Origin of the sequence: Bacteroides parvus (assembly GCF_017309675.2) — a bacterium.
Classification (GTDB): Bacteria; Bacteroidota; Bacteroidia; order Bacteroidales; family Bacteroidaceae; genus Bacteroides; species Bacteroides uniformis.
On record NZ_CP084680.1, the window covers coordinates 1,142,788 to 1,168,283 of the forward strand.

The 25,496-nt window shown below is 46.7% G+C and carries 17 protein-coding genes; 6 read left to right on the forward strand and 11 right to left on the reverse strand.

Annotation, left to right across the window (positions count from 1 at the left end; genetic code table 11):
• Positions 1 to 12 precede the first annotated feature (12 nt).
• Positions 13 to 825: a carboxypeptidase-like regulatory domain-containing protein gene (locus JXR92_RS04505; RefSeq protein ID WP_138345246.1), complete on the reverse strand. Its 813-nt coding sequence runs from the start codon at positions 823 to 825 to the stop codon at positions 13 to 15.
• A 77-nt stretch (positions 826 to 902) separates the two neighbouring features.
• Complete coding sequence (gene ychF / locus JXR92_RS04510; protein ID WP_138345244.1) at positions 903 to 2,006, reverse strand: redox-regulated ATPase YchF; 1,104 nt, start codon at positions 2,004 to 2,006, stop codon at positions 903 to 905.
• Positions 2,007 to 2,258: 252 nt separating this feature from the next.
• Here ychF and JXR92_RS04515 point away from each other — a divergent pair, with 252 nt between their 5' ends.
• On the forward strand, positions 2,259 to 3,875 hold the full coding sequence (locus JXR92_RS04515; protein ID WP_138345242.1) for a family 43 glycosylhydrolase: 1,617 nt from the start codon (positions 2,259 to 2,261) through the stop codon (positions 3,873 to 3,875).
• Between the two features lie 267 nt (positions 3,876 to 4,142).
• Here the strand turns inward: JXR92_RS04515 and JXR92_RS04520 are convergent, their stop codons facing one another.
• The 3 genes from JXR92_RS04520 to polA form a co-directional block, all read right to left on the reverse strand.
• Positions 4,143 to 4,769, reverse strand: a complete 627-nt coding sequence (locus tag JXR92_RS04520) for an HD domain-containing protein (RefSeq protein WP_117599892.1) — start codon at positions 4,767 to 4,769, stop codon at positions 4,143 to 4,145.
• 133 nt (positions 4,770 to 4,902) lie between these two features.
• The gene (locus JXR92_RS04525; RefSeq protein ID WP_005826180.1) at positions 4,903 to 5,295 is read right to left on the reverse strand and encodes a DUF3836 domain-containing protein; all 393 of its coding nucleotides are present in this window, start codon (positions 5,293 to 5,295) and stop codon (positions 4,903 to 4,905) included.
• 278 nt (positions 5,296 to 5,573) lie between these two features.
• On the reverse strand, positions 5,574 to 8,429 hold the full coding sequence (gene polA / locus JXR92_RS04530; RefSeq protein WP_117599891.1) for a DNA polymerase I: 2,856 nt from the start codon (positions 8,427 to 8,429) through the stop codon (positions 5,574 to 5,576).
• Between the two features lie 87 nt (positions 8,430 to 8,516).
• On the opposite strand from polA, the gene JXR92_RS04535 reads away from it, so the two are divergent.
• Entirely contained in the window at positions 8,517 to 9,491 is a 975-nt protein-coding gene (locus JXR92_RS04535; RefSeq protein ID WP_117599890.1) for a polyprenyl synthetase family protein, read from the forward strand.
• An 85-nt stretch (positions 9,492 to 9,576) separates the two neighbouring features.
• Here JXR92_RS04535 and deoC read toward each other — a convergent pair whose 3' ends face one another.
• The 6 genes from deoC to mnmG form a co-directional block, all read right to left on the reverse strand.
• Positions 9,577 to 10,479, reverse strand: a complete 903-nt coding sequence (gene deoC / locus JXR92_RS04540) for a deoxyribose-phosphate aldolase (RefSeq protein WP_117599889.1) — start codon at positions 10,477 to 10,479, stop codon at positions 9,577 to 9,579.
• The gene (locus JXR92_RS04545; RefSeq protein ID WP_044468049.1) at positions 10,466 to 10,804 is read right to left on the reverse strand and encodes a nucleotide pyrophosphohydrolase; all 339 of its coding nucleotides are present in this window, start codon (positions 10,802 to 10,804) and stop codon (positions 10,466 to 10,468) included. Before JXR92_RS04545 ends, deoC begins: the two co-directional genes overlap by 14 nt.
• A complete protein-coding gene (dtd, locus tag JXR92_RS04550) occupies positions 10,804 to 11,256 on the reverse strand; it encodes a D-aminoacyl-tRNA deacylase (protein ID WP_117599888.1) in 453 nt (150 codons plus the stop codon). The genes JXR92_RS04545 and dtd overlap by 1 nt, the downstream gene beginning before the upstream one ends.
• 80 nt (positions 11,257 to 11,336) lie before the next feature.
• Positions 11,337 to 13,157 (reverse strand): excinuclease ABC subunit UvrC, encoded by a 1,821-nt coding sequence (uvrC, locus tag JXR92_RS04555; protein ID WP_138345240.1) that lies wholly within the window; start codon positions 13,155 to 13,157, stop codon positions 11,337 to 11,339.
• Between the two features lie 104 nt (positions 13,158 to 13,261).
• Positions 13,262 to 13,786, reverse strand: a complete 525-nt coding sequence (locus JXR92_RS04560; RefSeq protein ID WP_165491370.1) for an adenine phosphoribosyltransferase — start codon at positions 13,784 to 13,786, stop codon at positions 13,262 to 13,264.
• A gap of 56 nt (positions 13,787 to 13,842) precedes the next feature.
• Complete coding sequence (gene mnmG, locus JXR92_RS04565; RefSeq protein ID WP_117599886.1) at positions 13,843 to 15,717, reverse strand: tRNA uridine-5-carboxymethylaminomethyl(34) synthesis enzyme MnmG; 1,875 nt, start codon at positions 15,715 to 15,717, stop codon at positions 13,843 to 13,845.
• 294 nt (positions 15,718 to 16,011) lie between these two features.
• Between mnmG and JXR92_RS04570 the strand changes: the two genes are divergently transcribed.
• The 4 genes from JXR92_RS04570 (at position 16,012) to JXR92_RS04585 (ending at position 25,484) form a co-directional block, all read left to right on the forward strand.
• Entirely contained in the window at positions 16,012 to 16,170 is a 159-nt protein-coding gene (locus JXR92_RS04570) for a hypothetical protein (RefSeq protein ID WP_158562799.1), read from the forward strand.
• A 126-nt stretch (positions 16,171 to 16,296) separates the two neighbouring features.
• Positions 16,297 to 18,114: a glycoside hydrolase family 2 protein gene (locus JXR92_RS04575; RefSeq protein ID WP_138345238.1), complete on the forward strand. Its 1,818-nt coding sequence runs from the start codon at positions 16,297 to 16,299 to the stop codon at positions 18,112 to 18,114.
• Positions 18,115 to 18,218: 104 nt separating this feature from the next.
• Positions 18,219 to 22,172 carry a hybrid sensor histidine kinase/response regulator transcription factor gene (locus JXR92_RS04580; protein WP_138345236.1) on the forward strand — a complete coding sequence of 1,318 codons (3,954 nt, stop codon included), beginning with the start codon at positions 18,219 to 18,221 and terminating at the stop codon, positions 22,170 to 22,172.
• A 300-nt stretch (positions 22,173 to 22,472) separates the two neighbouring features.
• Entirely contained in the window at positions 22,473 to 25,484 is a 3,012-nt protein-coding gene (locus tag JXR92_RS04585) for a SusC/RagA family TonB-linked outer membrane protein (protein ID WP_138345234.1), read from the forward strand.
• Positions 25,485 to 25,496 lie beyond the last annotated feature (12 nt).

The following is a 25,496-nucleotide window of genomic DNA, read 5'->3' on the forward strand; positions in this document are numbered from 1 at the left end:
GTTGTGTATGGTTTATTGAACGTAGTTTTCCTTTTCCATATAGTAAAGCCCTTCGCCCCGGTCACCGTTCTCCATGTCTTCCAGCTCTACTTTGAAAATACGGTAGGGAAGGTCTTTTCTGGGATGCTTGGGCATGTCTACTGTCAATAGATAGGCGTTACCATATTCGTTGCTGTCGAAATATTCTTTTATTTCCTGCTTCATCAGCACGGGGACTTTCTCGCCGTCTATCCAGACAGTGACTTTCAGTTGCCCGGGGCGGGGAGCCATCTGGCATTCTCTGGTTTCTTTGTTTTGTTCTTGTTGCTCAATGTCACTCAGGTTTTCACCGTGTACCAATGACTCGGGCTTTGTTTCTTTCATCCATTGGTAGGTACGTGTCAAGCTCATGGGACGGACGTATATCTGATAAGTAGGCATGGCTCCGGGGATGCGGAAAGCACGCAGGCCATAAGCTTCCATACGATGATAACGTATGTCGAGTGTAGTGTCGCGGTCGGCGATGAAATCCCAGGCCCAGAATTCCAGGCGGTGTTCAGTCTCGGGCAGCCCGCTTTTCATGGCAATGTGTGCATAGGAGGGCAGATAAATAGAGGCTGCACTTTGATATTTCCCTTTGGGTATACGGGCCGTGTAATGCCCGTCTTTGTCGGTTATGGCTTCTATGATGTCATTGAACTGCGGGTTTTGCCACCAGATGCTGGCACTGTCTATCGGCTGTCCGTTGTAATCAGTCACCCGTCCGTGAATGGTTACTGAGTCTTGCTGTTGTGCATAAACGGCAGTACAGGACAATAAGAATAAAAGGAAGATAATCTGTTTCACAGTATTGTTATTGTATGGAGTTTATTAGAAAATGGCAATGTACAAAGAAAGTACATTGCCATCTGGAATGAATATCATTACACATTGAACCTGAAGTGCATGATGTCCCCATCCTGCACCACATACTCCTTGCCTTCCACACCCAACTTTCCGGCTTCGCGCACGGCTGCTTCGCTGCCATACTTGATATAATCCTCATACTTGATGACCTCTGCCCGGATAAACCCTTTCTCGAAATCCGTATGGATAACGCCGGCGCATTGCGGCGCTTTCCATCCCTTGCGATAGGTCCATGCCTTTACTTCCATCTCTCCGGCAGTGATGAAGGTTTCGAGATTCAGCAGGCTGTAGATAGCTTTAATCAAGCGGTTACAACCGCTTTCTTTCAGTCCCAGGTCTTCGAGGAACATCTGTTTTTCCTCGTATGTCTCCAGTTCGGCAATATCGGCTTCGGTCTGTGCGGAGATGATGATGAGTTCCGCATCCTCGCCCTTGATGGCTTCGCGCACCTGTTCTACGTACTGATTGCCGCCGGCGGCGCTGACATCATCCACGTTGCAGACGTACAGCACGGGTTTGGTGGTGAGCAGGAACATCTGCTTGCCACATTGTTCCTCGTCGTCGTTCTGCGGGATGACGGTGCGGGCGCTTTGCCCTTGTTCCAAGGCATCCTTGTAGCGGAGCAGGAGTTCGTACTCTATCTTTGCCGCCTTGTCGCCACCCACCTTGGCTATTTTCTCTACGCGCTTGATGCGGTTTTCCACGGTTTCGAGGTCTTTCAGTTGCAGCTCTGTGTCGATGATTTCCTTGTCGCGTACGGGGTTCACCGAGCCGTCCACGTGGACGATGTTGCCATTGTCGAAGCAGCGCAGCACGTGGATGATGGCGTCACACTCGCGGATGTTGCCCAGGAATTGGTTGCCGAGTCCTTCACCTTTGCTGGCGCCCTTCACCAGTCCGGCAATGTCTACGATGTCGCACACGGCGGGTACGATACGCCCCGGGTGAACCAGCTCGGCGAGCTTCGTCAGTCGTTCGTCGGGTACGGACACTTGCCCCATTTGGGCGTCGATTGTACAGAACGGGAAGTTTGCCGCTTGTGCCTTTGCGCTGCTCAAGCAGTTGAAAAGAGTGGATTTTCCTACGTTGGGAAGGCCCACGATACCAGCTTTTAATGCCATAGTGTTATCTCGTTTTTTAGTTATTGTTCAGTTAATTGGATGCAAAGATAGTGCAAACCGAAGGCAGAATGAAATGAACGCGTTCATTTTTTATGCTGAGGTGCGGCCTATCTTCACTTTTTTAAGCAAAGATAGTACTTACCGGGGAAAGTGGGTGTGTTAATTTGCATTAAAAGCACGAGAGTAAAATGATAAATTGATAGTTTTGTTGCAATTATAAATTTAAGTATCATTCTATAAATCAATGCGATTATGAAAAACAAAGTAAGAAAAATTCTGATGATTTTCTCTTGTCTCATCGGTCTGTCTTTTACATTATCTGCACAGAATCCTTATCTGCCGCTTTGGGAATTTATTCCTGATGGTGAGCCCTATGTGTTTGAGGATCCTGACTGTCCCGGCAAGTACCGTCTTTATATTTATGGTTCGCACGATAATCTCAAGTGGATGTATTGCGGACGTGACCAAGTGGTGTGGTCGGCACCCGTAGAAGACTTGACCCGTTGGAGATATGACGGCGTGATATTTAAAGTCAATGAGTCGCCCGAACTGTATAAACTGAATGCTGATGGAACCGACGACGTGCTTTTTGCTCCTGACGTGACAGTAACTACCGATGCCGATGGTAAGAAAACTTATTACCTTTTTCCGAACAATCAAGGTGGCGGACGCAATTCCATGATTGCCAAAAGCGACCGTCCCGATGGCCCGTTTACGGTATGCAACTGGCATAAGGAGCGTCCTCGCGAGACTTTCGGTTGTTTGGGATTCGACCCCGCAGTGTTTGTCGATGATGATGGACGTGTGTATGGTTATTGGGGATTTGGCATTTCGCATGGCGCGGAGTTGGACCCTGCTACCATGTGCACGGTAAAGCCGGGTACCGAAGTGGTGGAGAACATGGTTTCAGGCTATCGGCAGGAAGGTATATTCCGCTTCTTTGAGGCATCCTCCATCCGCAAGATTGAGGATAAGTATGTGTTTATCTATAGCCGTACTACCGCTGAGGGTGAAGATGGCTTGCCAAACGCCAGCAATTATACGTTGGCCTATGCCTACAGCGAGCATCCTTTGGGCCCCTGGACCTATGGCGGAACAATCATCGATGCGCGGGCGCGCGAATATGATGAAAAAGGCAATGTGATAGCTTCTGCCATGCCCGGTGGAAATACGCATGGCAGTATCTGTAAGATAGGCAAGCAATGGTACGTGTTCTATCATCGCCAGATAGGTACTGATTGCTATGCACGCCAGGCTATGGTGTCGGCCATTGATGTAAAGGTGGAAAAAGGAAAAGGCGGGAAAGTTGTGATTTCACGCGGGGAATTCAACTCTGAGGGTTTCCTTCTTGAAGGGCTCAATCCTATGCAACGCATCTCGGCCGGACTGGCTTGTTGGCACACCAATCCCGGAGGTATCAAAGAGGTTTATCCCCATTATGTCTACACGGGGTCTTACATCCGGCCTGTGTACCGGGATAATAATCCCTATGCCGGCGATAACAACCACAAAATCCCGTTCGCTCCGGTGGTGAATAATACAAGCGGGTCGATTGTAGGATATAAATACTTGAATATGAATGCCGTTCCGCAAGATAAGCCTTTGCAGATGCAGTTAAGGTTGAAGGCTGAAGATACCGACGGACGCATCCGCATCATGCTGGGTAGCCCTTGGACAACAAAAGGTGGTGTAGAGATAGGACTTGTGGATGTGAAGGCTGGCAGCACTTGCAGGGAGTTTTATGCTCCGCTCTCTATTCCGGCAAAGCTGCATAAGGGAAAGCAGCCGCTCTTCTTTGTCTTCGAATCAGAGACCGAAGGCCAGTCCATCTGTGAGTTTTATGATTTCCTCATGTTGCCACGCCCATAAGTCTTTATACTTATGGAGGCGGATACTTATCTTGTGAGACCTTCTAAATAGAGCTATTGTATTAGTTCACAGTACAGAACACTTTGTTACACCCCGTCGGAACAGATTGTTTCTCTTGTATGAAACGACTTGTTTCGACGGGATAAAACGATTTGTTCCGTTATAGGAAACACTTTGTTTCCTTATAGAGAACACTCTGTTCCATTATAGGAAACAAACCGTTTCCATAGTCGGAAATGAAATGGGGTATATGCTTCATTGATACCGCTATTGCTTTTCCTCCTCGAATATTCGGTTGAAAACTTGCCGCAGTCGTCCTTCGTCTGCGATAATGGCTTGGAGCTTCTTCAGCTGTTCCGCATTCTTCCCCTCGGGAAACCAAAGCTTCAGATAACCGCCGGGTGCATATTTTGCCATGAGATGCTGATGGAATCGCTGGTAGTGCCACTCCTTGTCGGCGGCAGGATTCTGTTTCAAGCCGTATTGGACGGTGCGGCGCAGGGTGATGTCCGGGTCGATGATACGGTCCGCTTCGGCAACAATCTTGCCGTAGATGCTACGAGGTTCGTGGTCTGTGGAGGCCCGGTGGTCCTCTACGGCTTCTTTCATGAGGAGGATTTCCGTGTCGGAGAACCATTGCCGCAGGGTGGAGTCCGCCATCAGTATCTCGCCGGAGACAAGGTGGTGGGTGGCGCGGTCGCGGCACAGTCCCGTGTCATGGTAGGCGGCAATGACGTATGCCAGGCGTTCGTCCGCTTCGGGATATTGCCGGGCGAGGGCAAGGCTTTCTTCGATGACGGTGCGGACGTGTGAGAGGTTGTGTGCCTTATCAAACTCCTTGTACCGGGGAATGATTGCTGTCTCGATATAGGTAATGAGGGTCTCGGGTATCATGTGGCATTCCTTTTTAGGAGGCGAAGATATAATAAAAGAGCCGGAATGTGCGAATCATTCCGGCTCTTTTATGAAAGGTTTCGGTTATTGTTGTTAGGAATAAGATTTCTTACTTTAAGAGAGAGTTTGTCAATTACATGTTAGGGTTGTCCATGATTACTGTCATCTCGGGAACCAGTATGTATTCGCCTTTCTTGTTGTTCCATTTGTAGTATGTGGTAGTCATCGTCTTGCCTTGGTATGCATAGCGGATGCACATGTCCTTGCCCCATGTATTCTTGGTGCTGTTCCATTTCAGGGCTTCGCTTTCCGTCATGCGGTTCTGGTCGTCGTACTTATAATTGTACTTCATATAGTTGGCAAGCGTGTTTCCGTCCATCTTGTATACGGTCTCTGCCACCTTCATGCCATTTACTTCTTCCGAATTGTAAATGAGGTTGCTCTTATTGTCGGCTGAGGCATTTAATCCGCAAACTAAGAGAAGTGCTGAAACAATCACTGTTTTTAAAGATACTTTTGCTTTCATGGTTTTATGTCTTTTTTAGTTTAACTTTCTATTTTCTATCAATATGTCATTGATTTCGCTGCAAAGGTACGTATTAAATTGACATAAATATAAATATCGGATTAAATTTTATCAATATGTCAGTAGTGAGGGTTCCGGTATGCTTTCCTTTTGGCAAGATTGGTGAATAAAAAATATCCGGCAGCGAGGTTGCCGGATATTCTGATGAGCAAACTGTATTTGGAAAGGATTGCTTCTGTTGCTTTCTGATTGTAAGTTAAATAAAGTTATTGGGCTGTTTAGTGTGCCTGCAACCAGTTGTTTCCCCACCCACAATCGGCTTTCAGGGGTACGTACATGCGATATGCCTGCTCCATCTCTTCGATTACGATTTTCTGTACAAGCTCTTTTTCTGCCTCTGGAACGCTGAAATTTAGTTCGTCATGGACCTGTAAAATCATCTTTGCTTTCAGATTGTAAGCTTGGAAGCGCTGATAGATGTGTGCCATGGCTACTTTTATGATGTCGGCGGCACTTCCCTGGATGGGAGCGTTGATGGCATTCCGTTCGGCATAGCCCCGTACCACCCCGTTTCTTGAGTTGATGTCCGGCAAGAAGCGCTTGCGGTGGAAGATGGTTTCCACATAGCCGTTCTCGCGTGCCACTTGGATGCTTTTGTCCATATACTCCTTCACTTGTGGGTAGGTTTCAAAGTAGCCGTCTATCAGCTCTTTGGCTTCCTGGCGGGAAACGCCCATGCGTTCGGCAAGCCCGAAGACGGAGATGCCGTAGATGATGCCGAAGTTTGCCGTTTTTGCCTTGCGGCGCATGTCGGCGGTTACGTCGTTTATATCTATCTTATATATCTTGGCAGCGGTAGCGGCGTGGATGTCGTGTCCGCTGAGGAAGGCGTCTATCATGTTCTTATCTTCGCTGAGGTGTGCCATGATGCGCAGCTCTATCTGCGAGTAGTCGGCAGAGAAGAACTCGCAGTCGGTGTCGGGGATGAACGCCTTGCGGATTTCCTTTCCGTCTTCGTCGCGGATGGGGATGTTCTGCAGGTTGGGATTGCTGGAGCTGAGGCGTCCGGTAGCGGTTACCGCCTGGTTGAAGGAGGTGTGTATGCGGCCCGTACGTGGGTTGATGAGCTGGGGCAGGGCATCTATATAGGTGCTCAGCAGTTTCTTCAGTCCGCGGTATTCCAGTATCTTCCCGATGATGTCGTGCTTGCTGCGGTAGCTTTGCAGCACCTCTTCGGAGGTGACGTATTGTCCGGTTTTGGTCTTTTTCGCTTTCTCCACGATTTTCAGCTTGTCGAACAGCACTTCGCCTACCTGCTTGGCGGAGCTGATATTGAATGTCTCGCCAGCCATCTCGTAGATTTCCTTTTCAATCTCCTGCAGGCGGACAGTGAAGTGCTGGGACGACTGCTTCAATGCTTCCGTATCGAGCAGCACTCCGTTGCTCTCTATATTGACAAGTACGGGGACGAGCGGCATCTCTATTTCGTAGAACAGATGTTCGGCACCTTGCTCCTTCAGTTCCTTTTCCAGCACGTTTTTCAGTTTGAGGGTGACGTCCGCATCCTCGCAGGCATAACGGTAGACATCTTCGGGTGGAAGGTCGCGCATGTTCTTTTGGTTTTTGCCTCGCGCTCCAATCAGCTCATCGATGTGGATGGTCTGGTAGTGCAGGTAGATTTCCGCCAGATAGTCCATGTTGTGTCGCAGTTCGGGTTGAAGCACGTAATGGGCGAGCATGGTGTCGAAAAGCTTGCCTTTCACCCGGACTCCGTAATTCTGGAGGATAATCATATCGTACTTGATATTTTGTCCCACCTTCATGGATTTCTCGTTTTCGAAGAGGGGGCGGAACTCGTTTACAATTTTTAAGGCTTCCTCTCGTTCAGCAGGTACGGGTACGTAGTATGCCCGATTTTCGGCGTCACTGAAGCTCATTCCCACGAGTTCGGCATCCATTGGCTCGGTTCCGGTAGTCTCTGTATCTATTGAGAGAATTTCGCTTGTAAGCAACTTTTGAATAATTCCCTTTCTTTTCTCTTCTGTATCAATGAGTTGATAGTCTACATCGAGCATTTCTAACCGCTTCAGATTTGAATTTTCAGAAGCTCCCGTCCCCTCGCCCGCAAAATTTGCAAACAAATCGCCTTGAACGGGGGCGCTGTTTTCGGGATTGGAGGTTTGCGGCTGGGCAAACAGAGTGCCGGCAAAGAGGTCGGGTGTCGGAGAGGTTGGGGTGGGGGAGGAAGAGTTGCCGTTTCCTTTTTTGAGTATCCGGTCGATGAGTGTGCGGAATTCCAACTCTTCGAAAATCTTGCGGAGTTCTTCTTCGTTCGGTTCTTCCCGGACGAGCGAATTCATATCGAGCCGGATGGGGACATCTGTTTTGATGGTAGCAAGGAATTTGGAGAAGGTAATCATCTCCCGGTTTGTCTCCACCTTCGTTTTCAGTGCGCCTTTCAGTTGGTCGGTGTGTTCCAGCAGGTTCTCGATGCTGCCGAATTCGGCAATCAGCTTCTGTGCGGTTTTCTCGCCCACACCTGGACAGCCGGGGATGTTGTCGGAAGCATCGCCCATCAGTCCCAGCATATCGATGACTTGCTCGGTGGTTTGTATGTTGAATTTGGCTTTTACTTCTTCGGTACCCATCACTTCGAATCCGCCGGTGTGCTTGGGGCGGTACATAAAGATGCGGTCCGATACCAGCTGGCCGTAGTCCTTGTCGGGTGTCATCATATAGGTGGTGATGCCCTGCCGCCCTGCTTCGGTGGCAAGCGTGCCTATCACGTCGTCCGCTTCATAGCCGGCCACCTCAAGGATGGGGATGCGGTAGGCGCGGATGATATCCTTTATAATAGGTACGGAAAGGCGGATGGTCTCGGGTGTCTCCTCGCGCTGTGCCTTGTATTGCTCGTAGGCCTCGTGGCGGAAGGTAGGGCCTGACGGGTCGAAGGCTACTCCTATGTGTGTGGGATTCTCTTTTTTAAGCACTTCTTCCAGGGTGTTTACAAAGCCCAGAATGGCCGAGGTGTTGAATCCTTTTGAGTTGGTTCTCGGGTTCTTGATGAACGCGTAATAGGCCCGATATATCAGTGCGTAGGCATCGAGCAAAAACAGTTTATCGATTGAATTCATACATTTAATCCTTTTTTTCATGGTAAAAGTACAAAAAAATACCGTATTAACCGTTTTATTACTATTTTTGTAGGCAAATAGCGATGCATGGACAACTCATCATTGATAAAATCTCCGATTTCTGAGGAACTGGAGGACTTCAAGAAACTTTTTGAAAGTACCCTTTCCAGTTCCAACCTTTTGCTGAACAGCGTGATTGCGCATATCCGGCAGAAGAACGGGAAGATGATGCGCCCCATTCTGGTGCTTCTGGCTGCGAAGCTTTTCGGTAAAGTATGTCCTGCAACCCTGCATGCTGCGGTTGCACTGGAACTTCTCCATAATGCAAGCCTTGTACACGATGATGTAGTGGATGAAAGTACTGAACGCCGTGGACAACTCTCCGTTAATGCCATTTTCAATAATAAGGTAGCCGTGCTGGCAGGCGATTATCTGCTTGCGACAGCGTTGGTGCAAGTGGGCATGACCCGTAATCATGACATCATTGACATTGTCTCCTGCCTGGGGCAGGATTTGGCAGATGGTGAACTTCTGCAGCTTTCCAACGTCAGTAATCTTCATTTTTCTGAGGAAGTGTATTTCGACGTCATCCGCAAGAAGACGGCCGTGCTCTTTGCTGCTTGTACGAAGGCGGGCGCGCTCTCGGTGGGAGCCAGCGATGAAATGGCGGAATCTGCGCGTCTGTTCGGTGAATATATCGGGCTTTGTTTTCAGATAAAGGATGATATTTTCGATTACTCCGAGAGCAAGGAGATAGGCAAACCTACCGGAAATGATATGGTGGAAGGGAAGTTGACCCTGCCCGTGCTCCATGTACTCAATACCGTGAAGGATAAAACAGCGGAAGAGATTGCCGTGAAGATAAAGAACGGAGAGGCAACGCCTAGTGAAATAGCCCATTTAATCGAGTTTACCAAGCAGCATGGTGGCATAGAGTATGCTTCGCAAGTGATGCATGATTATAAGAGAAAGGCCCTTTCTTTGCTGGCTTCTTTGCCCGATACGGAGGTAAAAGCAGCGCTTACCGGGTATCTGGACTATGTGGTGGAACGGGAAAAATAACGGAACTATTTCCGGTTGATAATATGAAAAAGCCTGATGGAATCCATTCCATCAGGCTTTATTTATAGGTAAATGCAACTTCCTCTTAAAAGAATTTCATTTCCTCGCCCTTGATTTCCGAAAGCAGCAGGTTAGCAAGACGGCTGGTTCCCAAGCGGAACAGTTCGTTGTTCAGCCATTCTTCGCCGAGCACTTCCTTGACGATGGTGTAGTAAATCAGTGCGTCGTTCACGCAGTTGATTCCTCCTGCGGGCTTAAAGCCTACCTTGATACCCGTCAGCTCGTGATATTCCTTGATGGCCTGGCACATAACCAGAGCGGCCTCCGGTGTGGCGGCAGGCTGTTGCTTGCCGGTGGAAGTCTTGATGAAATCGGCACCCGAATACATGGAAAGGATGGATGCTTTTTTGATGTTCGAAGCCGTCTTCAAAGCTCCGGTTTCGAGGATTACCTTCATGTGGTGCTCTTTACAGGTTGCTTTGAGTTCTTGTATCTCCTCGCACATGCTTTCATAGTCTCCAGCCAGGAACTTGCCCACCGAAATAACGATGTCTATTTCATCGGCGCCTTCCATCAGTGCCATGGCAGTTTCTGCCACTTTCACTTCAATGAAAGTCTGGGAGGAGGGGAAACCTGCTGATACACAAGCTATTTTTACATCCTCCACTTCCAGCGTATCTTTTACGACTTCTGCAAAATTGGGGTATACACAGATGGCTGCCACATTCTTCAGGTCGGGGAACTCTTCGTCGAATTTATTCACTTTCTGGGTGAATTTCATGACGCTTTCATCGCTGTCTTCACTCTTCAGGGTGGTAAGGTCAATGCAGTTGAACAGGAATTTCTTTACCTCCGGTGTATTGTTTGCCGGTACTTTCTCTGCAATGATTCTGGCAACTTGTGCAGCTATTTCTGCATCATCCAGTTGGGTGTTGTACTTTGCCAGGGCGGCGTCATACTTACTCTGGGTAGGCTCATTCTTCTCCATGGTCTTTCAATTTAGGATTATTGATATGTCTTGTCTGGTCACGTCTGGTTTTCTTCTCGAAGTTACGGCGGAAAGCCTCTGTCAGGTTCACTCCGGTCTGGTTTGCAATACAGAGAAGTACCCAGAGAATATCTGCCATTTCATCGTCGAGGTTGTCTTTTTCTCCTTCTTTGAAGGACTGGTCTCCGTACTTGCGGGCCATGACGCGGGCCATTTCGCCCACTTCTTCGGTCAGTATGGCCATGTTGGTGAGTTCGCTGAAATAGCGTACTCCGTATTCCTTTATCCAGGAATCCACTTGTTTCTGTGCTTCTTCTAACGTCATTATTCCTTGTTTTTTGTATCCATACAGATGGTTACGGGACCATCGTTCATCAGTTCTACTTTCATATCGGCGCCAAATTCGCCGGTACCTATTTCTTTACCTAATGCTAAACTCATTTCCCGGCAGAATTGTTCGTACAGCGGGACGGATATTTCCGGTCGTGCTGCCCGTATGTAGGAAGGGCGGTTGCCTTTCTTGGTGGAGGCATGTAGGGTGAACTGGCTGATAACCAGTATTTCGCCGCCTGCCTCAAGAATGGATTTGTTCATCACGCCGTTTTCGTCGTCGAAAATGCGCAGGTTGACTATCTTCTTGCAAAGCCAGTCAATATCTTCTTTTCCATCGGATTCTTCGATGCCTACGAGTATCATGAGGCCTTTTCCAATGGAGGCTTTGCAGGTTCCGTTGATGGTGACGGAAGCGTATCCGGCACGTTGTATCACTACTCTCATGTTATTCTTGTCTTTTTGAGGGAACAAAGTTACGAATTAATTCGTTGTGTGCATGGCTTTGCAGGCTGATTTATCAGTCATTATTTCTCTGAGAAATAGGTCTGGATGATTTTGGCTTTCGCTTCTCCCACCACGGTGGCAAGCTCCTCGGCAGATGCTTCGCGGATACGCTTCACGCTTTTGAACTCCTTGAGCAACGCACTTTTCGTCTTTTCACCGATGCCTTTTATCTCGTCCAGTGCGGAGGCAATCTGCCGTTTGCTGCGCTTGTCGCGGTGGAAGGTAATGGCGAAGCGGTGCACTTCATCTTGAATCTGCGTCAGCAATCGGAAGAGGGGGGTGTTCTGTTTCAATCCGATGGTCTGGGGAGGGAAACCGTACAGCAGTTCGGAAGTGCGGTGTTTGCCATCCTTGGCAAGCCCGGCGATGGGGATGTTCAGGCCAAGTTCGTCTATCACCTCTTTTACGGCGCTCATTTGCCCTTTCCCACCGTCGGTGATAAGAAGATCGGGCAAGGGCGTTTTCTCTTCCATGGCGCGCTGATAGCGCCGTTTTACGACTTCTTTCATGGAGGCATAGTCATCCGGTCCCTCTACGGTCTTGATATTGTACTTGCGGTAATCCTTCTTGGAAGGTTTCCCCTTGACGAAGACTACGCACCCGGCCACGGGGTCGGAACCTTGGATGTTGGAGTTATCGAAACATTCTATCTGCATGGGCAGGCGATCCAGGTGCAGCTCTTGTTGTATCTCTTTCAGCAGGCGCACAGTCCGTTGCTCCGGATTCAGCTTTTCGGCTTGTTTCAGGCGGTCGGCTTTGTACTGCTTCACGTTGAGGATGGAGAGTTCCAGCAGCTTCTTTTTGTCTCCCCGTTGCGGGATGGTGAAAACGACATCTTTCAGCTTCATATCTAGCTCAAAAGGTACGATGATTTCACGTGAAAGACTTTTGTATCTTTCCCGCATTTCGATGATGCCGAGGGAGAGCAGCTCTTCCTTGGTTTCGTTCAGCCGCTTTTTGTACTCGAAGGTGAAAGCCTGGTTGATGGCGCCGTTCGTAATGTGTAGGTAGTTGACGAAAGCGGACTTTTCATCGCTGTCTTCTTCAATGGAGAATACGTCGATATTGTGCAGCACGTTGCTTACCACTTCCGATTTTGCCCGGTAGTTTTCCAGCAGCAGGTATTTTTCCTTTATCTTCTGTGCTTCTTCAAACTTCATTTCGGCTGCCAACTCCTGCATTTGTTGGAAGAGCATCCTTTCTATCTCTTGGGTATTCCCTTTGAGGATTTCCTTGATTTCAGCGATGTTTTTCAGGTAATCTTCCTGACTTTGCTTGCCGATGCAAGGCCCTGCACAGTTCTTGATGTGATATTCCAGGCAAACATTGAACTTTCCGGCACGTATGTTCTCTGGAGAGAGGTTCAGGTGGCATGTACGTAAGGGGTACAGATGCTTGATGAGGTCGAGTAATGCGTACATGGAAGGTATATGGCTGTAAGGGCCATAATAGGAGGAACCGTTACGGATTATCTTCCGGGTTCTGAATACGCGTGGAAAGTATTCGTTCTGCACGCAGATGCTAGGATATGTTTTGTCGTCTTTCAACAGTACGTTGTAGCGTGGCTTGTATTTCTTGATAAGATTGTTTTCCAACAATAGCGCGTCTTCTTCCGTATTCACCACGATATATCGGATATCTGCAATCTTGCTGACCAGCACTTTCGTCTTTCCCGGTTCGTGCTCCCGGTTGAAGTAGGAAGACACTCTTCGCTTCAGATTCTTTGCCTTTCCTACATATATAATGGTCCCTTCGGTATTCAGATATTGGTAAATACCAGGACTTTCGGGAAGGTTGGATACAATCCCTTTGAGGTAGTCGTTAGTTCTGAGTTCTTCCATAATGGTATGATGAAAAGGTGGAGGATAAGAGGAGTAAAATGATGGATAACATCAACTCTCAGGTAAGAGTACTCTGTGCCTCTGTGTCGTTTCGTTTGACAAATTTATAGCGATAGCACCGATTCCACTTCTACATCATCCCCAAACACATCCTTGCCATGAAGCTCTTTCAGCTCGATGATGAAGTTTACATACACTTTCTTGGGGCTCATCTGCTTCACCAATTTGCAGGCAGCTTCCATTGTTCCACCGGTTGCCAGTAAGTCGTCGTGCAGCAAAACTACATCGTCTTCATTAATGGCATCCTTGTGCATCTGTACGGTATCTTTGCCATATTCTTTATCATAGCTTTCTTCAATGGTTTCTGCAGGAAGTTTTCCCGGCTTGCGGATAGGTACGAAGCCTGCTCCCAGTCTGGTGGCGAGAATGGGGCCCATAATGAAACCTCTTGATTCTATACCCACTACTTTGGTTATTCCTTTGTCCTTATACATCTCGTACAGTGTGTCCGAGAGCTCCTGCAAGGCGGCAGGTTCCTTGAACAAGGTAGTTACATCGTAGAATAGAATTCCCGGAATGGGGAAGTTGGGTATTTCCCGAATGCTTTTAGCAAGCGTTTCTTTGCTCATAATCAGTTTATTTAATAGGTTTGTTGAATTCTTTGTTTCACGTGGAACTTTGCGCTCTATCGTCCGCAAAGTACCAGTAGTACGTTGATGTCGCTCGGAGATACTCCCGGAATCCGACTCGCTTGGGCTATTGTTTCCGGATCTATCTTTACCAGCTTCTGTCTGGCTTCGGTGGAAAGGGATTGGATGGAATTATAGTCAAACTTTCCTTTTATCTTGATGCTTTCCAATCTTGCCAACTTATCCGCAATAATCCGTTCGCGTCCGATGTATCCTTCGTATTTGATGAGTATTTCTGCAGCTTCTACAATTTCTTCTTTTCTATCGGATATTTTATCCAGTTCTCGTTTAAAGGCGCTGACATGTTCGGCAATGTTCTCAATTGTTACTTGCGGTCGGTTTATCAAATCTATCAATTTGCATCCTTGGCGCAGTGGAGTAGTGCCGAGCTGCTCCAATATCGGATTGATTAATGCCGGTTTCATCGAGTAATTCCGCGTGAAGTCTATAATCCGGTTCACGGCTTCACGTTTTTCTGTCAGCAGCTTGTACCGCTCTTCCTTGGCGAGTCCTAGCTTCCAGGCTTTTTCCGTGAGTCGCATGTCCGCATCATCCATACGGAGCAGGATGCGATATTCGGCACGGGAAGTAAACATACGGTAAGGCTCGTCCACACCTTTTGTTACCAAGTCATCGATTAAAACGCCGATATATGCTTCATCTCTTGCAAGGGTGAATGGTTCTCCGCCGTGGCAATTGATGTGGGCGTTGATGCCTGCCATGATTCCTTGTCCGGCAGCTTCCTCGTAACCGGTTGTTCCGTTTACTTGTCCGGCAAAGAACAGATTCTTTATATTCTTCGTTTCCAGCGTATGTTTCAGTTGGGTGGGGTCAAAGAAGTCGTATTCGATGGCATAGCCCGGGCGGTAGATGACCAAATCTCTGAATGCCGGTATCTTTTTCAATGCTGTAATCTGGATGTTCATGGGCAATGAAGAAGAGAATCCATTCAAGTAGAGCTCCTGGGTTGTTTCCCCTTCGGGCTCCAGGAAAAGCTGGTGCTGCGGCTTGTCGGGGAAAGTTACAATCTTGGTCTCTATACTGGGGCAATAACGTGGGCCAATACTTTGGATTTGTCCGTTGAAAAGGGGAGAATCTGGCAGACCTTCCTGCAGAATCCGGTGTACCTCTTCATTGGTGAAACAAGTCCAGCAAGGGAGCTGTTTCAAATGGCGTACATGAGTATCCATGAACGAGAACTTGTGGAAGTCACATTCTCCGTCTTGAATTTCCATATCCTCATAATGCACGCTGCGTCCGTCTATGCGTACGGGGGTTCCTGTCTTCATGCGTCCGAATGTGATGCCATGTTTGGCGATGGACTCGGTTAATTGGTAGGATGCAGGTTCTGCCATACGTCCACCCGGAAGCATGGTACGTCCCACGTGCATCAGTCCGTTGAGGAAAGTTCCTGCGGTGAGTACTACACATTTGGCATGGAACGTTACTCCCCATAGTGTTACTACTCCTGTAATCTCACCGTTTTCAACGAGGATTTCCTGCACGGTATCTTGCCAGATATGCAGGTTGGGGATATTTTCCAGGATTTCTCTCCATGCCCAGATGAATTTGTTGCGATCGCACTGTGCGCGTGGGCTCCACATAGCGGGACCTTTGGAACGGTTCAGTATACGGAACTGTATGGCTGTCTGGTCTGTCACCAATCCCATATATCCTCCCAAGGCGTCTATTTCGCGTACTATCTGTCCTTTGGCGATGCCTCCCACTGCCGGGTTACAACTCATCTGTCCGATTTTGTTCATATCCATTGTGATAAGACAAGTCTTCGAGCCCAGGTTTGCGGCAGCGGCAGCGGCCTCGCATCCTGCGTGTCCGGCACCTATTACAATAACGTCATACTTAAACTCCATTCGTTCAGTGTATTTTAAAACTGTGCAAAGTTACGAAAAAAGTTGTATGCCGGGACGTGTCATATCTTAAAATCCGGATATATCTTCTTTGGCATTGCTTATATTTCTGCATTCGGTATCATACTTATTTTCTGGATTTCTTTAACTGGAGACATATTGCTTGTATTTGGTCTGTAATGTAATCAAAATAAAACTTTTTAGTGTGATTACTTTTCTTTTTGAAAAAGAGACATATCTTTGCAGTGATTGAATATTAAAAAGCGTTTTGATTGATTAATTTTAAGGAAGAGAAGCATGAGAAAGAAATTCTTCTTGTTAATCATTGTCTGTCTGGTTATGGGGGCAGTGACCGATATCGAAGGTAACTTTACAATCTTGAATGTACTGAGTACGGTATTTCTGTCAGCAGGTTGGCAAAACTGTCAGAAAGATGCCTTTGATGGATTCCTTTGATAAAATGAGACGATAATACCTTGATATTTCACAAAAATACTATTTATTGGCTCGAAATTTCTATTCTTTTTTTCTGAATCGGCTTATCTTTGCTTTCGTAGAAATCAATAAAAAAGTTATAATACTATGAGAAGACTTTTCCTCATATCGTCATTCTTGACGTTGTTTGCAATCGGAAGCTCGGCGCAATGGAAGCCGGCAGGTGATAAAATCAAAACGGACTGGGCATCCCAGATTAATCCCGCGAATGTGTTGCCCGAATATCCTCGTCCCATCATGGAACGGAGTGACTGGAAGAACTTGAACGGACTGTGGAATTATGCCGTTATAAATAAAGGTGAGCATCTTCCGGCAGAGTTCGAAGGGCAGATACTTGTTCCCTTTGCTATTGAATCCTCCTTGTCCGGAGTTGGAAAAAGAATCAATGAAAACCAGGAACTGGTCTACCAGCGCAGTTTTGAAATTCCTTCTGCCTGGAAGGGAAAACAAGTGCTGTTGCACTTTGGTGCTGTCGACTGGAAAACGGATGTATGGGTGAATGATGTGAAAGTAGGCAGCCATACGGGGGGATTTACTCCGTTCTCCTTCGATATTACTGCCGCCCTTTCTGGCAAAGGCAACAATCAGTTGGTCGTAAAGGTTTGGGACCCAACGGATAAAGGACCTCAACCCCGTGGAAAGCAGGTCAGCAATCCGGAAGGTATCTGGTACACTCCCGTAAGCGGTATCTGGCAGACGGTATGGATGGAGCCGGTTGCCGGAAAACATATCGAGAATCTCCGTATCACTCCCGATATTGACCGTAATCTGTTGACAGTGAGGGCTGAATTGAATAGTGCATACCCTTCTGACTTTGTGGAAGTGAATGTGTATGACGGCAATCAACTGGTAGCTACCGGCAAAAGTATCAATGCAGAGCCGGTGGAGGTGTCCATGCCCCGGAATGCCAAGTTGTGGAGTCCGGATTCCCCCTTCCTTTATACGCTGAAAGTGACGCTGAAAAGCGGAGGAAAGGTAGTGGATAAGGTGGACAGCTATGCTGCCATGCGTAAGTACTCCACCCGTCGTGACGCGGATGGTATCGTACGTCTGGAACTGAATAACGAAGCTTTGTTCCAGTTTGGACCGCTGGACCAGGGCTGGTGGCCCGACGGACTGTATACAGCTCCCACAGACGAGGCTTTGCTGTACGATGTACAGAAGACGAAAGATTTCGGTTTCAATATGATTCGCAAGCATATCAAGGTGGAACCGGCACGTTGGTACACACATTGTGATCGTTTGGGTATCATCGTATGGCAGGATATGCCGAGCGGTGACCGTAATCCGGAATGGCAGAACCGTCGCTATTTCGACGGGACAGAAATGAAACGTTCTGCCGAATCCGAAGCTTATTATCGAAAGGAATGGAAAGAAATAATGGATTGCCTCTACTCTTATCCGTGTATCGGTACATGGGTACCGTTCAACGAAGCTTGGGGGCAGTTCAAGACGGTAGAGATAGCCGAATGGACGAAACAGTATGACCCGACCCGCCTGGTGAATCCGGCAAGCGGCGGTAACCATTATACTTGCGGTGACATGCTCGACCTTCACAACTATCCCCAACCGGAAATGTATCTGTATGATGCACAGCGCGCTACGGTTTTGGGTGAGTATGGCGGCATTGGCCTTGTCTTGAAAGACCATCTTTGGGAACCGAATCGCAACTGGGGATATGTTCAGTTTAACTCTTCCAAAGAAGTGACTGATGAGTACGTGAAATATGCCGATATGCTGTATCAGATGATAAAAAGAGGTTTCTCGGCGGCCGTCTATACACAGACCACGGATGTGGAGGTGGAAGTGAACGGTCTGATGACTTACGACCGCAAGGTGATAAAGCTGGATGAGAAACGCGTGAAGGAGATAAATACGCGTATCTGCAATTCACTTAAGAAATAAGGGCATTTACAATTTACCATTTACAAAGTACAATTTGGCTGCGCTGTTATCTGCATAGTTAAATTGTACTTTGTAAATGGTAAATTGTACATAAAAATGTTGTTATGAAACGATTGATTATAAAGCTTTTCCTTAGTCTGTGCCTATGGGCGGTATTGCCGGTCTGTGCACAGGATGCTGTTCATTACTATTTCAGAACGATGGATATCCGGAACGGTCTTTCGCAGAACACCGTGTATCAGATTTTGCAGGATAGGAAAGGCTTTATGTGGTTCGGAACCAAGGACGGTCTGAACCGTTATGACGGATTGTCTTTCCGTGTCTACAAGAAGGAGAATTCCAGTTTAGGCAGGAATTTCATAACCGCACTCTATGAAGACCGCCGGGGTAATATCTGGATTGGAACCGATGGAGGAGTCTTTATTTACGACCCCGTGTTGGATTCCTTTACCGCTTTCGATGAGGCCAGTGATAACGGCAGTATCATCAGGGATTTCGTCACTATGATTGGAAGTGACGAGGACGATAATATCTGGATATCGGTAGAAAACCAGGGGTTGTTCTGTTATAAACCGGATGAAGGGAGCCTGCTGAACTATCTGCACGATTCGGGACTGCCCAATGTCACCCGCTTCTGGCTGAATGGGAATACGTGTTGGCTGGCTTTGTATGCGGATAATCTTTACTATGCGAAAGCTGACTTTGAAACTCCTCTGCAGCCTTTCAAGGATGCGGAAGGAAATGAAATTTTCAAAAATGATATTATTAACTGGCAGGTCAACGGACCCCATAACTGCGTGTATATCGCTTCGCTGAACGGTTTGACAGAGATAAATCAGACTACAGGCAAGACGCGGAAGCTGCTGAACACCTATGTGAGGGCCTTGCAGTTCAAATCTGACAACGAGCTGTGGGTGGGTGCAGAGTCTGGTTTGTATATTTACAATCTGACGAATGACAAGATTACCCATCTGACCGTTCCCGACCAGGATGATTCGTATGCATTGTCGGACAAAGCCATTTATTCGCTCTGCTGTGACAAGGAGAACGGCATGTGGATAGGTTCCTATTTCGGTGGAGTGAACTATTATCCTTATCAGTGGACTTATTTCGAGAAGTTCTATCCGAGAGACAATCTCAGGCATTTTGGCCGTCGTGTACGGGAAATCTGTGAAAGTAATGACGGCACTTTGTGGATAGGTACCGAAGACAAAGGCTTGTTCAATTACAATCCGGAAAACGGAAAGATAGTGCCCTTTGAACATCCGGCCATTTATCAGAATGTTCATGGCCTTTGTCTGGATGGGGATGATTTGTGGGTAGGTACGTTTTCCGGTGGTCTGAACCGGGTGAATCTTCGGACCAGGCGGGTGAAACATTATGCCAAGGGTGAGAGTGAGAATTCCATGGTCGCCAATGACGCCTTTACCATTTGCAGGACCACTACGGGAGACGTGTGGATAGGCACCACGTCCGGTCTGTTGAAGTATAATCGTCCCACGGATGACTTTACCCGGATTCCTCAGCTGAAGAATATGTTTACTTATGACATTCTGGAGGACTTCAACGGAAATTTGTGGTTTGCCACTTTCTCCAATGGAGTGTTCTGCTACAATGTAAGAAGCCGGCAGTGGAGGAATTATCTGCCTAATGAGAACGATTCGACCTCTCTTCCCTACAATAAAGTAATCAGTATTTACGAGGACAGCAAGAAGCGTCTGTGGTTCATGACGCTGGGTGAGGGCTTCTGCCGCTACAATCCGGAAACAGATAATTTTACCCGTTATGACATGTCGAAAGGATTTCCGAGCAATACCATTTACAAGATGGTCGAGGATAAGCGGGGAAACTTATGGATTACTTCTAATTATGGTCTGGTCTGCTTCAATCCCGATACGGAGAGCAAGCATGTTTATACCACGGCTAATGGGTTGCTGAGCAACCAGTTTAATTTCCAGTCCGGTTACATTGACAAGAAAGGACGCATCTATTTAGGAAGTATCAACGGATTCATTGCCTTTGATCCGGAAACTTTTGTGGAGAATACTTTCCTCCCTCCCGTGGTGATTACAGACTTCTTTCTGTTCAATAAACGGCTTTCGGTGGATAGTCCGGATTCTCCTTTAGAGAAGAGCATTACCTATGCGGATGAAATAGAACTGGATGCCGACCAAAACTCCTTCTCTTTCCAGGTTGCGGCTTTAAGTTATCAAGCACCCGAAATGAATGGACTTGAATATAAGTTGGAAGGTTTTGACCGCGACTGGTATACGGTAGGGCGGAATTCCATCATCAACTATTCAAACCTTCCTTATGGAAGCTATACATTGCGTATAAAAGGTTCCAACAGCGATGGCAAGTGGAATGCTACGGAACGTGTGCTCGACATCCATATTCATCCTCCTTTCTATCTCTCCACCTGGGCATATGCCGGTTATACGATATTGGCGTTATGCTCACTGGCTGCTGTAATCATCTATTTCAGAAAACGGACCTGGCATAAGCATCAGCAGGCTATGGACAAGTTTGAGCGGGAAAAGGAACGTGAGTTGTATACTGCAAAGATAGACTTCTTTACAAATGTGGCGCATGAGATACGTACACCACTTACACTGATAAAGAGCCCGCTTGAGAATGTACTGGCTTCCCAATCTGTTTCGGATGACATCAGGGATGATTTGGAGACCATGGAACTGAACACCAACCGACTGCTCGATTTGGTAAACCAGTTGCTGGACTTCCGGAAGACAGAGACACAAGGCTTCCGATTGAATTTTGTGGAATGTGACGTATCTGAGCTCTTACAGAAGACGTATAAGCGTTTCAAGCCTTTAGCACGTGAAAGGGGGCTGGCATTGAGTATAGAGACTCCCGAAAGCTTGTATGCTTCGGTTGATAGGGAAGGGCTTACCAAGATTATCAGCAATCTGCTGACCAATGCGATAAAGTATTCGGAGACCTATATACGCATCAGGTTATATTCGGAAGGTGAAAGACTGCTGCTTTCTGTATGCAATGACGGCCTTGTCATTCCGGTAGAGATGCGCGAGGAGATTTTCAAGCCGTTCATCCAGTATAAAACCGGTACGTTGCGCTCTGTGCCCGGCACCGGTATCGGGCTTGCGCTTGCCCGTTCATTGGCCGAACTCCATGAGGGTACGTTGTGCATGGAAGATTCGATGGAGAACAACTGTTTCCTGCTGTCACTTCCACTAAGGCACGAGCAGACGGTGGTCGTAGAGCATAAAGAACCGGTAATGGTCGGGGAATCCTCCGAGGAAAGTGGTGCAGGTACTGCCTTGGAACAGCACCGGTATACCCTTTTGGTGGTGGAAGACAGTCCGGAAATGCAGGCATTTATTGTGAAACAGCTCTCTTCGGAATATCGTGTGCTGACTGCCGTGAACGGAGTGGAGGCTTTGAAAGTGCTGAAAGAGCATACTGTAAATCTTGTCATTTCAGACATAATGATGCCCGAGATGGATGGATTAGAATTGTGCGAACACCTGAAGTCCAAGCTTGACTATAGCCATATACCGATTATTCTGCTTACAGCGAAGACAACCCTTCAAGCCAAAATAGAGGGAATGAAATTGGGGGCTGACGTATATATAGAGAAACCTTTCTCTGTGGAATATCTGAAAGTGTGTGTAGCCAATCTGCTGAACAATCGTGAGAAGCTACGGGCTTCTTTTGTCAATTCTCCTTTTGTGCAGACGGGCAGTATGGCAATGACAAAGGCAGATGAATCTTTCCTTAAAACATTGAAGGAAGTGGTGGTTGCCAATATGCAGAATCCGGATTTCTGTCTGGATGATATGGCAAGCCTGCTGAACATGAGCCGTTCGAGCCTGAATCGGAAGATAAAGGGCATATTGGATATGACTCCCAATGACTACATCCGCTTGGAACGACTGAAGAAAGCGGCGCAGCTTTTGAAGGAAGGGGAGTGTAAAATCAATGAGGTTTGCTACATGACCGGTTTCAATACTCCTTCCTATTTTACCAAGTGCTTTCAGAAGCAATTCGGTATTTTGCCCAAAGACTTCGTGAAATGATAGCATGGAATGCTTGCTAAATACAACAATCCAACCAAATGCCCCTGAGAGATATTTCAGGGGTATTTTTTGGATTTATAATTGCATAGATTGAAGCAATATTTGCATTAATTTTAGCTTTATGCGGATATATTTGCATCCGAAAGCCAACAATTTATAATACTATGACCCCTATGCTTATGACGTAACAAATCCTAATCAATGTTCTATGATTGGCAGAAGTGACTATTCACTTTCTGCGGTGTATTTAAAAAGCGGGCGTTAGTTTCCGCATAGTTTTAAAATCTAATTCTATAAAAAATGATCAAGAAAATCTTATTCTTATTCTTTGTTGTGTTTGCAGTTACTGCTTATTCACAAGATGTGACCATAACGGGAACAGTGACGGATGCAAATAGTGAGCCTTTGGTGGGCGTGAATGTATTGGTGAAGGGTACTACTACGGGTGCCATTACCGATATTGACGGTAATTTCTCAGTGAGTGGAAAGAAAGGAAGTACACTCGTTTTCTCTTATATCGGTATGCTTACGCAGGAAGTTGTCTATAAGGGAACTGCCTTGCGCGTGGTGATGAAAGATGATTCAAAAGCACTGGAAGAAGTGGTTGTCATCGGTTATCAGACCGTGAAGAAGTCCGACTTGACCGGAGCGGTTGCCGTTGTTGATACCAAGGAAATGAAGAAAAGCGCTGCAGGGACACTGGTTAGCCAAATGCAGGGTTTGGCAACCGGCATTAACGTACGCAGTAGCGGTAGGGCAGGCGAAGATGCCTCTATTGAAATTCGTGGTGTCGGTTCCTTGAGTAATAACTCTCCGTTGTGGGTTATTGATGGTATGATTACAGACCCGGGTGTTGATTTCAATCCTGCGGATGCAGAGTCCATCCAGATTCTGAAGGACGCTTCTGCTGCTGCCATCTACGGTTCGCGTGCTGCTAACGGTGTGATTATCGTTACTACTAAGAAAGGTACGAAAGGTCCCATGAAAGTGAATGTAAGCGTAAAGGAAACATTAGAATGGAGTCCGAAATTTGATTTGATGAATGCGGCAGAATATATCAAGTATAATGATATTGCCTATAATGAAGCCATCAAAGACGGTATTGCCACTGTAAACAGCACTCAGAAACATTCACAGTATGATACCAACTGGCAGGATGAAGTATTGAAGACTGCATTGGTGCAGGACTACAACGTATCGCTTTCCGGTGGTGGCGATTCCGGTAGTTATTTTGTATCAGCCGGTTACTATAACAATGACGGCGTTTCTTATGGAAATACTTTCGACCGTTATAGCTTCCGTGTCAATACACAAGGTAAAAAAGGCTGGTTCTCTTTTGGTGAAAACTTGGCTTATTCACTCACAAACACAGACCCGAACCAGACCAATACTTACAATGACTTTTTGCGTATGATGCCTACCATTCCTATCTATGATGAAAATAATCCGGGTGGATATGGCTATGGTGATGCAGCCAAGTACAATACGTTCGGTGTAAACCCGATTGCGCGTGAAGATTTGGAATACCGTCATTTCCGCCAGAATCGTTTGAATGGTTCGCTGTGGCTGGAATTCAAGCCTTTTGAATTCCTTTCCTATAAATTCAATGGTGGTATTGACCTTTACTTTTATGAAAATTCATGGTTCCGTGGAGAAGGTAACTGGACTCAAAACCAGGAACACCGTGATCCAGAAAGCCAGAAGGCACGTGATAATACTTACAATATGCTGGTTGAACATACTTTGAACTTCAATAAGGATTTTGGTAAGCATCATGTGGATGCTGTAGTCGGTACTACTTACCAACATCATGAATGGGAAGGTTTGTGGGGGTCTCGTCTGAACTTCCCGATGTTGGGTAACGGTGATTACCTGACTGTATTGAATGCCGGACAGAGCAACCAGCAGAATACAAACAGCATCAGTGAAAATGCAATGATTTCTTATTTGGGACGTGCAAACTACATTTATGATGATAAATACTATTTGACAGCTACTTTCCGTCGTGACGGTACTTCCCGTCTGGCTAAGGAAAATCGTTGGGGTAATTTCCCCTCATTCTCTGGTGCCTGGAGAATTTCAAAAGAAGAATTCTTTGATGTGCCTTGGATTAATGATTTGAAGATTAGAGGTAACTGGGGTCGTCTTGGTAACTCTTCCATTGGAGATTGGGATTATATTGGAACTATCAATCAGAGTATTGTAACTGTATTCGGCGGTGCTATTGTTCCGGGGGCTACTCAGGTGAAATTGGTGAATGCAGGTCTTGTTTGGGAAACGAAAGAAACAGTGAATGTAGGCTTTGATGCCAGCTTTCTTAACCAGCGCTTAACTGTTAGCGCAGAGTATTATAACTCAAAGACCAGTGATGTGTTGGCAGAGACTCCGATTGCCATTTCTACTGGTAACCAAGGAGGTTCTCCATGGAAAAATGCTGCCAGCTTGCGCAATAAGGGCTTCGAATTTACACTTGGTTGGAAAGATCAAATTTCGGACTTTAAGTATAGCGCTTTGCTGAATGTGACTACTATGGATAACGAAGTATTGAGCTTGGGCCGTGATGGTACTAACAGAGATTATATTGATTCTGGTCAAGCGAGAACTCAACCGGGTAGATCTTTGGCAGAATTTTATTTGAGAAAGACAGACGGTATATTCAAGACACAAGAACAGATTGATAATTATGTGACGTCTACGGGTACCCCTATTATGATTGAGGGAAAACGTCCTCAATTGGGAGATGTTAAGTATCTCGATTTGAATGATGATGGAGAGATTACTGATGCCGACCGTGATTATTGCGGTAGTCCTTGGGCCAAGATGCAAATGTCATTGGTATTCAATGCAGAGTGGAAGAACTTCGATTTCAGTATGATGTGGAATGGTCAGTTCGGCAATAAGATATACAACGTATCCCGCTGGCAAGGACGTCTGTTTGCAGACAACTCCAACTATATTCGCTTTGAAAAGGGTGAAGAACCTTACCAGGTAAATCCTAACTCCAATACCCCGCGTATCATTTACGGTGATTTCCGTAACTCCCGTGATGCTGACCGTTTCTTGGAGAATGGCTCTTATTTCCGTATGAAAAACATTTCCATTGGATATAACTTCAGACAAGATTGGTTGAAGAATTTGGGAGTTGAAAAACTCCGTCTGTTTGCTACTGGTAGCAATTTAATTACTATTACTGGATATTCCGGCTTGGATCCTGACTTCAAGGGTGCGAATTCTGTTTGGAACAGTGGCACGGACAGCTTTGCATATCCTAATACCCGTTCGGTAATGTTTGGATTGGATTTGACCTTTTAACTTATAAATCAG